This is a genomic window from Paracoccus sp. (in: a-proteobacteria) (genome assembly GCF_047973135.1).
GTDB lineage: Bacteria > Pseudomonadota > Alphaproteobacteria > Rhodobacterales > Rhodobacteraceae > Paracoccus.
This window is the reverse complement of sequence record NZ_JBKEBL010000222.1, coordinates 1-13,522: the sequence shown is the minus strand read 5'-3', so window position 1 is coordinate 13,522 and position 13,522 is coordinate 1. Positions and strand designations below refer to the sequence as shown.

Below are 13,522 nucleotides of genomic sequence, written 5' to 3'. Positions count from 1 at the left end.
TACAGCTTTGGCATCCCCTCGTCCTCGGGCAAATCCGAGGCGGCCTGGCAGTTCCTGAAATGGGCCAGCTCGGCCGAGACGCAAAAGCTGATGGGGATGGTCGATAAATACGGCTATCAATTCTCGGATTTCGTGCGCAAATCGTCTTATGACGATGGCGATCTGGCGCAGCATTACCCTTATCTGGGCGACCAGCTTGGCATGCTGCAACAGGGCAATGGCAAGATCGCCCGCCCGCCCGCGCCGGTTTATACCACGCTTGAGGGGATTCTGGGCCTGGCGCTGAACAAGGTGCTGATTGGCCAGAACAGCCCCGCCGATGCGCTGGCCGAGGTCGAGACCCTGTTCACCAACACGATGAAGGGGAATTTCCTGATCCCCTACAGCTTCCCCTCGTTCGAGGACACGCCCGAGGCCACGGCGGCCCTGATCGCCAGCCTGCGCTGACGCCTGGCGGTGCCGCCTTCGCGCCCGGCAACCGGCGCGAAGGCGGCACACGCGTCGCACCCCCTGCCTCCCCCCCTTTCTGGTCCGGGACCAAAGCCCATGTCACATGCCTCTACCTCTCCGCCGGGGACGCGCCCGTCGCGGAACCGCCTGCGCGAGCATTTGCCAATCCTGCTGATCGCCCCGTCGGTGATCCTGCTGGTCGGTCTGATCGCCTATCCGCTGGTCTTTGCGCTGAAGAACAGCTTTTATTTCTGGAACCTGCAAACCAGCCCCGAGCCGGTGATGTTCGTCGGTCTGGCGAATTACAAGCTGGTGCTGTCGGGGCCAGAGTTCTTTCCCTCGCTGTGGAACACGCTGCTGCTGACATTCAGCGGCACGGCCATCGAATTCGGCCTTGGCCTTGCCATCGCCCTGCTGCTGGCCAACCGCCTGCCGGGGATGAGCGTCAGCCGCGCCATCCTGATCATGCCGACGACCATCGCGCCCATCGTCGTGGGGTTCCTGTTCCGTTACATGTACGACCCTTCGGGCGGCATCATCACCTGGCTGCTGACCTCGATCGGCATCGACCCGCCCTCGGCCGGGATTCTGGGCAGCGCCAACACCTCGCTGCTGGCGGTGCTGGTCGCCGATGTCTGGCAATGGACGCCCTTCTTCGCGATCACGCTTTATGCCGGTCTTTTGTCCGTGTCGCCTGACCTGATCGAGGCCGCGCGTCTGGACGGTGCGTCCTCGGCCACGATCCTGTGGCGGATCAAGCTGCCGCTGATCATGAAAACCGCGCTGATCGTGCTGATCCTGCGCTTCATGCAACTGTTCAACACCTTCGATCTGGTGCTGGTGCTGACACGCGGAGGGCCGGGCACATCGTCGCGGACGCTTGGCTATACGCTGTATCAGCAGGGCCTGATCGACTTTAACATCGGCATGGCCAGCGCGACCACATGGCTGGTTGTGATCATCGTCAACGCGATTGTCGGCCTTTACGCCTTTTTCGCCTTCCGCAACTGGGAGTGGTAGGATGATTGGTCAGAAAACACCCCTGAAAAGCCTGGCCATCTATGCGCTGCTGGCGCTGGTCATGATCTTTTTCATCGGCCCGATCCTGTGGTTCATCCTGCTGGCGATCCGCCCGCCATCAACCGCCTTTACCATGCCGCCTGTACTGCGGTTCGAACCCACGATGGACGCGATCCGGCACACGCTGATCGAGCCGGGCGCGAATGCCAAGCAGGTCAGGAACAGCCTGATCGTCGCCATTGGCGCGGTGCTGCTGAACCTGCCGTTTTCGCTGCCCGCCGCCTATTCGCTCAGCCGGTTCCGCATCCGCCACAAGAAACATATCATGCTGTGGTATCTGGGCCTTCTGATGGCACCGCCGGTCGCCTTCCTGATCCCCTATTTCATCCTGATGACGAATGTCGGGCTGTCGGGAACCTATCTGTCCATGGTTCTGGTCCTGCAAACGCTGACCATCCCGTTTTCCGTCTGGCTGATGAAAAGTTTCATCGACGAAGTCCCCGTCGAGATCGAAGAGGCCGCCCGCGTCGATGGCGCCAGCTATGCGACCATCCTGCTGCGGATCATCCTGCCGCTGGTTCGGCCCGGCCTGATCGTGACCTCGATGTTCGCCTTCGTCTTTGCCTGGAACAACGCGGCCTTTCCGCTTGTCCTGTCATCCCAGCAAACCGCGACGCTGCCAATCGGAACGCTTGGCTACTTCGCCTCTACCGGTGTCACCTGGAGCTTTATCGCCTCTGCCGCAGTGGTCGCGATGCTGCCGCCGATGATCATCTTCCTAGTTTTCGACAAATATGTGGTCCGGGGCCTGACCTTCGGCGCAGTCAAAGGATAACCTGAAATGAGCAATGAAATCCTGAATGTCGCGGTTGTCGGCTCGGGCATTTGGGGTGGCCAGCACGCCCATGTGTTCAACACCCTGCCGAACACGCGCCTTGTCGCGGTCTGCGACCTGCAAGAGGACCGGGCGCAGGCCATGGCAAAGACGCATGGCGTCGCCCATGTCTTTACCGACCACCGCAAGCTGCTGGAGCTTGACGGCATCGACGCCATCACCATAGCCACGCCCGATTTCACGCATACGCCGCTGATCGTCGATGCGTTGGCAGCGGGCAAGCATGTTCTCAGCGAAAAGCCCCTCGCCACAACGGTTGACGAGGCCGAGGCGATCCGCAAGGCCGCCGCCGCCAGCGACCGCAAGATCATGGTCGATTTCCACAACCGCGTGAACCCGGCCATCGCCGCCGCGCGGGACGAGATCGCGCAGGGCACGCTTGGCCGTGTCATCCACGGTTCGGGGCGGCTGTCGAACACGACATTCGTGCCGCTGGAAATGCTGGCCTGGGCGGGCCGGTCCTCGGCGCTGTGGTTCCTTGGCTCGCATCTGGTCGATGCGCTGCGCTTCATGCTGGACGACGATGTGACCCGCGTCTTTGCCATGCGCCGCGACGGGCATCTGGCCTCGAAAGGGGTCGCAACCGCCGATGTCCACCTGTCGATGCTGGAGTTTTCAAAGGGCGCGATCCTGACCATCGAAAACAGTTGGGTGCTGTCGCCCGACAACCCGCAGGTCTTTCACTTCGAGACCGAACTGGTCGGCGAACGGGGCCAGATCCAGTTGAACCCCTCGCATAACGGGGCCTATCGGCAATTGACCGGACAGGGCCTGAAATACCGCGACCTGTTCGGCGTGACGCCCGCAGGTCCGGCACGGATCGGCGGTTTCGTCTTTGAATCCATCGCCCGCTTTGTCGATGCGATCCAGAACGATACCGAAGTGCTGGCCACGGTCGAGGACGGGCTGCGCGTCACCCGTGTCCTGTCCGCCATCGAGGACAGCGCGAAATCCGGTCAGCCCGTGGACATCACCTATTGAGGAGGAAACCCAAATGGCATCCCTGACCATAGATAATGTCGGCAAGAAATACGGCGAAGTACGGGCGATCTCGAACGTGTCCATCGACGTGGAGGACGGCGAGTTTCTGGTGCTGGTCGGCCCCTCGGGCTGTGGCAAATCCACGCTGCTGCGCATGATCGCCGGGCTTGAAAGCCTGACCGATGGGCGTGTCTTTCTGGGCGACCGCGATGTCAGCGACGTTGATCCCAAGGATCGCGACGTGGCGATGGTGTTCCAGAACTATGCGCTTTATCCGCATATGACCGTGTTCGACAACATGATGTTCGGCCTGCAACAGCGCAAGGTACCCGCAGGTGAGGCCCGCGAGATGGTGATGAACGCCGCGCGGATTCTCGATCTGGAACCGCTGATCGACCGCAAACCCGGCGCCTTGTCGGGCGGGCAGAGGCAGCGGGTGGCAATGGGTCGCGCCATCGTGCGCAGCCCGACCATCTATCTGATGGACGAGCCGCTGTCGAACCTTGACGCCAAGCTGCGCGTCCAGATGCGGGCGGAACTGAAGCTGTTGCGCAAGCGGCTGGGTGTGACCACGGTATACGTGACCCATGATCAGGTCGAGGCGATGACACTGGGCGACCGGGTGGCCGTTCTGTCACCGCATGCGCCGGGGCAGCTTAGCAACCTGCAACAATGCGACAGCCCGCAAAAGCTGTATCTGGAGCCCTGCAACATGTTCGTGGCGGGGTTCATCGGCTCGCCCGCGATGAATTTCGTCTATGCCGATCTGACGCGGGACGATCAGGGGCTGACGGCGCATATCCCCGGAACCGATGACCGCCTGCGCCTGACGCCGGAAAATACCCCGGTGTTTCAGGCTCTTGCGGCGCATGCCGGTGCCCGCGTGGTGATGGGCATGCGGCCCGAGTTCTTTGCACTGGAACCGCAGGGACAGGGCGATCAGTCGCAGACGATCACGGCGGATATCATGATTTCGGAACTGGTCGGACCCGATGCCTATCTGCATTTCGACCTGCCCACCCCCGAGGTCGGCAAGGATCTGATGCAGGTGCTGAACGATGGCGAAAGCGCGGGCAGCGGCGAGGCGCGTTATTCCGCGCGCGTCAGCTCTGAACGGCTTGCCGCGCCTTCGGGAATGATGCCGCTGTATCTGGACATGCCGCGCCTGCATTTCTTTGACGAAACCACCACCGCCCGGATCTGCTGATCCGCAGCGAACCGGCGCGCGGCGGGATCATCCCGCCGCATCGCCATCTGCCAAAGCCTCGGCATCCACGGAAATCGTCACCACATCGTTGCGTGCATGCGATTCGTAATAGTCGAAGGCCATCCCCGACGCATCGCGCGAGATCGAGCGGACCAGAAGCACGGGAAAGGTCTTTGACACCTGCAAATGGCCCGCGACATGTTGCGGCGCGATGACGGCTGCGACCTCGCGGCGGGCGCGAAAGATGTGGTGCCCCGCCTGCCGCAGCGTCGCGTTCAGCGACCCCTCGCCCCGCAGCACGGGCTTGCCAGCCAGCGACTGCCCGACCGGCAAGGGCAGCCAGTTGGTCGAATGCATCGCAGGCAGCCCGTCGATCAGGCGCAGACGTTGCAGCTCGAATCCAACCGTGCCGGGTTGCAGCCCCAATGCCCGCGCCGCCCTGTCGGGCAGCGGCTTTTCCGCCGATTGCAGCACCCTTGTTTCAATTTCCGTGCCCGCCGAATGCGCGCCGGGTTCCAGAAAGCCCTGCGTGACCTGCAACCTCCAGCGATTATCCGACTGATCGCTGACAAAGGCCCCGCGACGCGGCACAAGGCGGATCAGGTTTTTCTGTTCCAGCGTACGAAAGGTCTCGCGCACGGTTGATCGGGCAAGGTCATATCGTCGGCACAGTTCCGATTCCGAGGGAATGCGCTGGCCGCTTTTCAGTTCGCCGTCTGCGATCATTCTTTCAATGATATTAGCCAATTGCAGGTAATATGGTTCCGATGACGACCGTTCTATATTCTGCATCCGGCTGATCCTGTTTGTCCGCACATTCCGTACAAAACAGCGCGGATTTCTGGTTGTCCATAAAAAAGATTGACCGATTTTGCATAATTTTGTACGTACAGTAGGGGCATTTCGGCCGAAACGGAAAGCCGCACCCCTGCCGCTTTCCCGCCGGCGCCAACCCGCATGCCGAAAAATGGAGAGTGTCTTGGCCAACCGATTTTCAACCAGCTACCGCATGAACCGCGTCCTTCGCGACGACCGCGCCGCACTGATCGTGCCCATTGATCACGGACTGGTCTGGGGCCGGGTCAAGGCGCTTGAGGCCCCGGCGCAGGTGATGCGGCGTTACATCGCGATGGACATCACCGGATTCATGGTCTCGACCGGCATCGTCAAGCAATCCGAGGTCGAAATGGCGAAGAACTCGCATCTGGCCCGCGTGCTGGCCATCGATGCGTTCTGGCCGACCAGCGCCCCGGAAACCGGCACGGGCTGCATGGCCGCCAGTGTCGAGGACGCGGTGCGCCTTGGCGTCGATTGCGTCAAGATGCTGCTGCCGTGGAATGTCAGCGATGCCGAAAAGATCAGCTATTGCAGGCGCATTGGCGAGGTCATCGCCGAGGCCGGCAAATGGGGTGTACCAACCATGCTTGAGCCGGTGTTCCTGAACACCCCGCGCAGCCCAGAAATCGTCACCGCCGAGATGGAGGTCGCCCGCGTCTGCTATGACCTGGGTGCCGACATCATCAAGATCACCTTCCCCGGCCCCGACGCCACCGACAAGCTGTGCACCGAACTGGACATCCCGATCGTCGTGGCGGGCGGCCCGCTGGCGGGTGACGCGGCCTCGACGGTCAATGACATCCGGCTGGCCATCGAGGCGGGCGCACAAGGCGTCGTCGTCGGACGCAAGATCTGGCAGCGCCCCGAATCCGAGGCCGCAGAGATGATGCAACAAATCGCCGCGATCACCCGCAAAAGCTTTACACGCCGCTGGTGATCGCGCGACAAAGCTGACGGGGGGACGGTGATGCTGGTCTGCGGGATCGATATCGGCTCGACGAACCTGAAGGTCGGGCTGTCGGACGGCTCGGGCCGGTTGCTGAGTGCCGAGGTCGTTCCCACGCCCAGAACCGGCGACGACGCCGGCATCGTCACCGACCCAGTCGCTCTGCTGGGCCGGGTCGAGGGAATGGTTCTTGATGCCTGGCGCAGACTTGGCGCGAACCGGCCCATCCGGGCGATTGCGACGACCGGGGTGGGAGAGGACGGTGTTCTTCTGGATGCCGGGCTTCGCCCGCTGGACAATGTCATCCCATGGTTTGACCGCCGTGCCAGCGCCGATGCCGCTGCGATCCGCGTCGATGCGGCGACTGCGCGGCGGGCGGGTATCGCGATGGAACCGACCCGCACAGCAGCCAAGTGGCGCTGGCTGTCGCGCCACCGCCCCGAGGCGCATCGTCAGGCGCATCTTTGGGTGGCCCTGACCGATTACCCGCTGATCGCCTGGGGTGCCGCGCCGTTCATAAGCCAGACCCTGGCGGCGCGGACCGCCTGTTACGATCCCTTCATGCGCGGCTGGATCGACGAGCTGCTGGCCGCAAGCCACGCGCCCCCCCTGCCCGCCGCCCGCCCCGCCGGAACAATCGTCGGACAGATGGCCTGCCCGCGCCTGATCGGGTCCGGGGCGGTGACGGAAAGGACGCTGCTGGTCGCCGGCGGACATGATCACCCGATTGCCGCCTCGGCTATCCATCGCCTCGATCGCAACGCGCGGATCGACAGCCTGGGAACGGCCAGCGTCCTTTACGGCGAAACCACGCAATTCCGCCCCGGTGCGCCCGATCCGCTGATCGCATATTCGGTGCCGGTACGGGGGGGTGAAGGCATGGCCTGTATCGGTGTATTCGAATTTTCCGGCGCTTTGGATACTGCCGGTTCGCGCAGCGCCGTCCGCGACTATCTTGCCGCCACGCCACTGCCGGGCGATCCTGGTACCCCGCAGCCAATCGGCACCGGGGGCACGGCGCGGCGCGGCATCCGTCAGGTACTTGAGGCGGCCAGCATGACCTCGCGCGCGATGTTCGATGGTTTCGCGGCCAGTGGCGTCGCGCCGGGCCCGATCTATGCCACCGGCGGCTGGAGCCGGTCGCACGGGTTACTGCAACTGCGCGCCAGCGTTCTGGGCCAAAGCCTGTTCACCGCCGACGAGGCCGAACTGGCGCTGGTCGGCGCGGCCCTGATCGCCGCCGGGGCCACGGACGCGCCCGCCAGCTTTGCCCCGGCGATCCGCAAGGTCGATCCGGTCGCCGAATGGCAGCGGATCTATGACGCGGCCTATCCCGGTTTTCTGGACCTGCTGCACGCCGGGTCCGACCGATGAGGCATGGTTTCAGCGTGGCCCCGACGCGGCTCCGGGTCATTTCATTCAAAGAGAGGGCAGCATGAAAAAGCTTATCAACGATCCGGCCAAAGTCGTCGCGGAAATGCTTGAGGGGTTCGTCGCGGCCACACCGGGCACCGGCCTTCTGGCAGATGAAACCGTCGTCGTGCGCACCGATCTGCCGCAAGCTGCGGCACGCAAGGTGGCGGTGATTTCCGGCGGGGGCAGCGGGCATGAACCGGCCCATGCAGGCTATGTCGGGCGGGGCATGCTGACTGCGGCGGTGGCGGGGGATGTGTTCACCTCGCCCGCCACCGATTCCGTCCTGGCGGCGATCCGTCATGTCGCGGGTCCGGCGGGGGCGCTGCTGATCGTCAAGAACTATACCGGCGACCGGCTGAATTTCGGCCTTGCCGCCGAACTGGCGCGGGCCGAGGGCATTCCGGTCGAGGTGGTGATCGTCGCCGATGACGTGGCGCTGCATGACACGGTGCCGCCAGACCGGCGGCGCGGCATTGCGGGCACGGTTCTGGTCCACAAGATCGCGGGTGCCGCAGCCGAACAGGGACTGCCGCTGTCCGGGGTGGCCGGTCTGGCCCGTCAGGCGGCAGAGGCGGTGGGGTCCATGGGCGTCGCGCTTGGATCCTGCACCCTTCCGGCGGTGGGCCGACCGGGGTTCGAACTTGGCGCGGACGAGATCGAGGTAGGGCTTGGTATCCACGGCGAACCGGGCGTCCGGCGCGAGGCGATTACCGGCATGGATCATCTGGCGCGGATGGTGCTGGATGTGATCGTCTCAGACCGGGGGATTGACGGCTTGCGGCCCGTCGCGCTGCTGGTCAACGGGCTTGGCGCGACGCCGCCGATGGAGCTGTCCATCGCCCTGCGCGCGGCGCTGGCCGATCTGCGCGGGCGCGGCCTGAACGTCGCCCGTGTCTGGAGCGGCACCCTGCTCAGCGCGCTGGACATGCCCGGCTTTTCCTGTTCGGTGATGCCGCTCGATGCGGATATGCTGGCCCTGCTGGACGCGCCCTGCAACGCGCCCGCCTGGCCGGGACCGGGAATACCGAATGACGGCCCCGTCATCCTTCCCGACGATGCCCCGCCCGCCGACAGATTCCCCGATGCCGCGCCGGATGCAGGGGGCGCGCTGGTCCGTGCCGCCGTCCTGCGCGCGGCGGACGCGCTGATCGGTGCCGAACCAGAGCTGACCCGGCTGGACAGTCTGGCGGGCGATGGCGATCTGGGTCAAAGCATGCAACGCGGTTCCGAGGCGGTAAAGACCCTGCCCGAAGGCGCCTTTACTACGGCCGGGGCCGGGCTTGCGGCGGTGGCGGGCGCATTGCGCAGGGCCATCGGCGGCAGTTCCGGGCCGTTCTACGCGACCGCGTTGCTGAGGGCGTCGCGGGAACTGTCGGGCAACCCGCTGCCCGCCCCTTCGGATTGGGCGAATGCCCTTGACGTAGCCACGCAGGCGATCAGCGATCTGGGCGGCGCAAAGCCGGGGGACCGCACCATGATCGACGCGCTGCGTCCGGCGGCGGATGCCTTCAAGGCGCATCTGGCCAAGGGCAGCCCTCTGGACGAGGCGTGGAAAGCCACCGTCGCCGCAGCGGATCGGGGCCTGGAGGCAACCGCCTCGATGCGCGCGGGGGCGGGGCGTGCCAGCTATCTGGGCGACAGATCCACCGGCATCCCGGATGGCGGCGCGGCGGCGGTCGCAATCTGGATGGCGGCGCTTGGACAGGATCGCGGGCGGTAGGCAACAGAATCCTTGACTCGTCATGTCAATTGCGCACAGTCAGGTTTTGTACGTACAGTACGTTCGGAACGGAACGGTATGGAACGGTATGGAAAGCTGGTATTTTACTTAAACAAAGGGAGGAAATATTATGAACCCACTATATAAAACCATATTCACCGTCGCCGCGGGCCTTATCGCCGCATCCGGCGCGACCGGCCCGGCCCTGGCCGAGGGGCTGCCGGAACGCGTGGGCGTGACGGTCGGCACCTTGGGCAACCCCTTTTTCGTGCCGCTGGTTCAGGGGGCCGAGGATCGCATCAAAGAGGCCGCGCCGGACGCCGATGTCACCGTGGTTGGCGCGGATTACGATCTGAACAAGCAATCCTCGCAGATCGACAGCTTCATCTCGTCGGGGGCGACCCTGATGATCCTGAACGCGGTTGACAGCGCCGCCGTCGCGCCCGCCGTGAAACGCGCCAAAGATGCTGGCATGACGGTCGCCGCTGTCGATGTCTCGGCTGCCGGGGCGGACCTGACGGTCAGAACCGACAACACCCAGGCCGGACGGATCACCTGCGACTATCTGGCGCAGCAAATCGGGGGCAAGGGCGATTTCGTGATCATCAACGGCCCGCCCGTCAGCTCGATCATTGACCGCGTCACCGGCTGCAAAGAGGCGCTGGCGAACTATCCCGACATCAGCATCCTGTCCGATAATCAGGACGGCAAGGCCAGCCGCGATGGCGGGTTTCAGGTGATGTTGGGTCTGCTGACCCGTTTTCCGCATATGGATGCCGTGTTCGGGGCCAATGATCCCACCGCCATCGGCGCGGAACTGGCCGCAAAGCAGACCAACCGCAGCGAGATGATCATCGGCGGCGTGGACGGCTCGCCCGATTTTCTGGAGGCGCTGCAAAAGGACGGCACGCTTCTGGTCGCCTCGGCCTCGCAGGATCCCTATCACATGGCCTGGCAGGCAGCCGATCTTGGCCTGAAGGTCATGGAAGGCGAGGCACCGCCCGCCGAAGAGGTTCTGTTACAGACCGAACTGGTCACGCGGGACAATGCCGCCGACTGGAAGGGCTGGGATACCGCGCGCTGATCCCCGCCGGACATGTGCAGGACGCGGGGCGGCAGGCGTCGCCCCGCCGGGCTTGGCTGTTACAGAGGTCATATGCAGATGCCGGTTCATGGGCAGGGCGCAATCGGGCCGCGCCTGAAAATGGCGAATATTTCCAAGACATTCGGCCCCGTTCACGCATTGAGGGATGTCTCGCTGTCGGTTCAGCCGGGCGAGGTTCACGCGCTGATGGGTGAAAACGGCGCGGGGAAATCCACGCTGATGAAAGTTCTTTCCGGGGCCATTCATGCCAATCCGGGCGGGCGGATTCAGGTTGACGGTAAACCTGCGGCGATCAGCGCGCCAAAGGATGCCCGCGATCTGGGCATTGCGGTGATCTATCAGGAACTGGCGCTGTCACCCAATCTGACCGTGGCCGAAAACATGTTTCTGGGCCGCGAAAGGCGTCGCGCATGCTTCTTCAGTGACCGCGCGGGTCAGCGGCGGCGGGCAATGCCGGTGCTTGACCGTCTGGGAACAGATTTCGGCCCCGACGCGCGGGTGATGGACCTGTCTCTGGGACAGCGGCAACTGGTCGAGATCGCGGGCGCGCTGCTGTCAGAGGCCCGGCTGATCGTGATGGACGAACCGACAACCGCGCTGAGCGAACGCGAAAGCGAACATCTGTTCACGCTGATCGACGGGCTGCGGGCCGAGGGGATCTCGATCATCTATATCTCGCACCGCATGGAAGAGGTCTATCGCCTCGCCGACAGTGTCAGCGTCTTGCGCGACGGCAGCTTTGCCGGGTCGCTGAGCCGCAACGAACTGGACCCCGAAAGGCTGGTCTCGATGATGGTCGGGCGCGAGATCTCGGGGTTTTACAAGAAGGAACATCGCCCGACCGTGCGGACCACACCGGTTCTGAAGGTGCGCGACCTGACCGATGGCCGGAAGATCGGGCCGGTCAGCCTTGACCTGTTCGCGGGCGAGGTGGTCGGGGTTTCCGGGCTGGTCGGGTCGGGCCGGACCGAGATGGCGCGGCTGATCTATGGCGCCGATGCCAGCCACGGCGGCAGCGTCCGGCTGGATGACCGCCCGCTTGACCATCGCAGCCCGCGCAGATCGCTTGACGCGGGCATCGCCTACCTGACCGAAGACCGCAAGGGCCTTGGCCTGTTTCTTGAAATGTCGGTGGCCGACAACGTGGCGATCAGCGTGCTGCAGGACCGTGCCGGCCCCGGAGGCGCGCTTGGCCCCGGCATCGCCACCGCGATGGGCCGGGCGCAGATCGACAGGCTGGACATTCGTGGCGCGGTGCCGGGCACGCGGATCGGCAACCTGTCGGGCGGCAATCAGCAGAAAGGACTGCTGGGACGGTTGCTTGAGGCCCGCCCCAGAGTGCTGATCCTGGACGAGCCGACACGCGGCGTCGATATCGGCGCGAAATCCGAGATTTACAGCCTTATCGACCGGCTGACCGCCGAGGGCATGGCCGTTCTGATGATCTCCAGCGAGCTGGCGGAACTGATCGGCACGGCGGACCGGATTCTGGTGATGCGCGATGGCCGCATCGCCGGAGAGGTGCCCAACACCGCCCGGCAACCCGCCACGCAAGAGGCGATCATGCGGCTTTCGGCGGGCTCGCCCTTTGGGGGCGGGCGGCAGGTTCCGGCCGACGACGACAAGGAGATGGCAGAATGACAGACACCACCCAATTCGCCCGCGACGCGCAATCGCGACGGGATCGCATCCGCACGTTGCTGCGCCTGTCCGGCATGCTGCCGGTCCTGATCCTGCTGTGCATCGGCTTTGAACTGGCCAGCGGGCGCTTCATCTCGGTCGGCAACCTGTCGATCGTGATGCAGCAAGCCTCGATCAACGCGGTGCTGGCGGCGGGGATGACCTTTGTCATCCTGACCGGCGGAATCGACCTGTCGGTCGGCTCGATTCTGGCGCTGTCCGCGGTGATAGCGGTCTCGGCCTCGCTTGCGCCGGGCCTGTCATGGGCGGCGATTCCGCTGGCGCTGCTGGCCGGGGCGGCCTGCGGTCTGTTGAATGGCGGCCTGATCGCCTGGGTCGGGCTGCCGCCCTTTATCGTCACGCTTGGCGCGCTGACGGCGGTGCGCGGGGTCGCACGGCTGGCGGCGGGTGATTCGACGGTGTTCAATTCCGACCTGCCCTTCAGCTTTATCGGCAACGGCACGGTTCTGGGTCTGCCATGGCTGGTCGTCATCGCCTTTGTGATCGTACTGCTGTCATGGCTGATCCTGCGGCGAACGGTGCTTGGCACCTGGATCTATGCCGTCGGCGGCAATGCCGAGGCCGCAGCGCTGGCGGGCATCAAGGTGCCGCTGGTCCTGCTGTTCGCCTACGCCGCCTCGGGCCTGCTGTCGGGCCTTGGCGGAGTCATGTCCGCCGCACGCCTCTACGCCGCAAACGGGCTGCAACTGGGGCAGGCCTATGAACTGGACGCCATCGCCGCCGTGATCCTGGGCGGCACCAGCTTTGTCGGCGGCATCGGCTCGGTCTGGGGCACGCTGATCGGTGCGCTGATCATCGCAGTCCTGTCAAACGGGCTGATCCTGTTGGGCGTCTCTGACATCTGGCAATATATCATCAAGGGCGGCGTCATCATCCTGGCCGTTACCATCGACAAATTCAGGACGGGCTAAGCAGGATTTCCGAAAAGTGGCCACCGGTTCTCGGATAAAAATCCTGCAAAATCAAACAAGCCGAAGCAGGCATTCGTGGGCAAAGCCACGAATATCTGCTTAGGCCGACAGGATATCGGCCACCGGATAGCGCAGCCCTCGCTCTTGCACATAGATGTCGGCATCCTCAAGCTGAAAGGCGTCCATCAACCGGCTGGTGACGGCATCGCGATCCAGATCGCACTGACAGGTGTAAAGATCGATCGTAACGAAACCCCGGCCGGGGAATGTGTGAAAGCTGATATGGCTTTCGGCAATCATGACAAATCCCGACAGCCCGCCGGGATCCTTTTT

The 13,522-nt window shown here is 64.1% G+C and carries 13 protein-coding genes; 11 read left to right on the top strand and 2 right to left on the bottom strand.

Features of this window, described 5'->3' with window-relative positions:
• The 5 genes from ACK5L9_RS16635 to ACK5L9_RS16615 all read left to right on the top strand — a co-directional run.
• Positions 1-447: hypothetical protein (locus tag ACK5L9_RS16635; protein WP_416912574.1), on the top strand; the 447-nt coding region annotated here is incomplete at its 5' end.
• Between the two features lie 99 nt (positions 448-546).
• The gene (locus ACK5L9_RS16630) at positions 547-1,470 is read left to right on the top strand and encodes a carbohydrate ABC transporter permease (protein ID WP_416912573.1); all 924 of its coding nucleotides are present in this window, start codon (positions 547-549) and stop codon (positions 1,468-1,470) included.
• Between the two features lies 1 nt (position 1,471).
• Positions 1,472-2,305 carry a carbohydrate ABC transporter permease gene (locus tag ACK5L9_RS16625; protein ID WP_416912572.1) on the top strand — a complete coding sequence of 278 codons (834 nt, stop codon included), beginning with the start codon at positions 1,472-1,474 and terminating at the stop codon, positions 2,303-2,305.
• A 6-nt stretch (positions 2,306-2,311) separates the two neighbouring features.
• Positions 2,312-3,346 carry a Gfo/Idh/MocA family protein gene (locus ACK5L9_RS16620; RefSeq protein ID WP_416912571.1) on the top strand — a complete coding sequence of 345 codons (1,035 nt, stop codon included), beginning with the start codon at positions 2,312-2,314 and terminating at the stop codon, positions 3,344-3,346.
• A 13-nt stretch (positions 3,347-3,359) separates the two neighbouring features.
• Positions 3,360-4,553 (top strand): ABC transporter ATP-binding protein, encoded by a 1,194-nt coding sequence (locus ACK5L9_RS16615; protein WP_416912570.1) that lies wholly within the window; start codon positions 3,360-3,362, stop codon positions 4,551-4,553.
• A gap of 27 nt (positions 4,554-4,580) precedes the next feature.
• On the opposite strand, the gene ACK5L9_RS16610 is transcribed toward ACK5L9_RS16615, so the two are convergent.
• The gene (locus tag ACK5L9_RS16610; protein WP_416912569.1) at positions 4,581-5,345 is read right to left on the bottom strand and encodes a GntR family transcriptional regulator; all 765 of its coding nucleotides are present in this window, start codon (positions 5,343-5,345) and stop codon (positions 4,581-4,583) included.
• A 217-nt stretch (positions 5,346-5,562) separates the two neighbouring features.
• Here ACK5L9_RS16610 and ACK5L9_RS16605 point away from each other — a divergent pair, with 217 nt between their 5' ends.
• From ACK5L9_RS16605 to ACK5L9_RS16580, 6 genes are all read left to right on the top strand, one after another.
• The gene (locus ACK5L9_RS16605; protein ID WP_416912568.1) at positions 5,563-6,327 is read left to right on the top strand and encodes a class I fructose-bisphosphate aldolase; all 765 of its coding nucleotides are present in this window, start codon (positions 5,563-5,565) and stop codon (positions 6,325-6,327) included.
• 30 nt (positions 6,328-6,357) lie between these two features.
• The gene (locus ACK5L9_RS16600; RefSeq protein ID WP_416912567.1) at positions 6,358-7,710 is read left to right on the top strand and encodes an FGGY family carbohydrate kinase; all 1,353 of its coding nucleotides are present in this window, start codon (positions 6,358-6,360) and stop codon (positions 7,708-7,710) included.
• Positions 7,711-7,771: 61 nt separating this feature from the next.
• Complete coding sequence (locus ACK5L9_RS16595) at positions 7,772-9,472, top strand: dihydroxyacetone kinase family protein (protein ID WP_416912566.1); 1,701 nt, start codon at positions 7,772-7,774, stop codon at positions 9,470-9,472.
• Between the two features lie 130 nt (positions 9,473-9,602).
• Positions 9,603-10,556: an ABC transporter substrate-binding protein gene (locus ACK5L9_RS16590; protein ID WP_416912565.1), complete on the top strand. Its 954-nt coding sequence runs from the start codon at positions 9,603-9,605 to the stop codon at positions 10,554-10,556.
• 72 nt (positions 10,557-10,628) lie between these two features.
• Positions 10,629-12,218 carry a sugar ABC transporter ATP-binding protein gene (locus ACK5L9_RS16585; RefSeq protein WP_416912564.1) on the top strand — a complete coding sequence of 530 codons (1,590 nt, stop codon included), beginning with the start codon at positions 10,629-10,631 and terminating at the stop codon, positions 12,216-12,218.
• Complete coding sequence (locus ACK5L9_RS16580; RefSeq protein WP_416912563.1) at positions 12,215-13,189, top strand: ABC transporter permease subunit; 975 nt, start codon at positions 12,215-12,217, stop codon at positions 13,187-13,189. Before ACK5L9_RS16585 ends, ACK5L9_RS16580 begins: the two co-directional genes overlap by 4 nt.
• 99 nt (positions 13,190-13,288) lie before the next feature.
• Here the strand turns inward: ACK5L9_RS16580 and speD are convergent.
• Positions 13,289-13,522: S-adenosylmethionine decarboxylase (speD, locus tag ACK5L9_RS16575; protein ID WP_416912562.1), on the bottom strand; the 234-nt coding region annotated here is incomplete at its 5' end.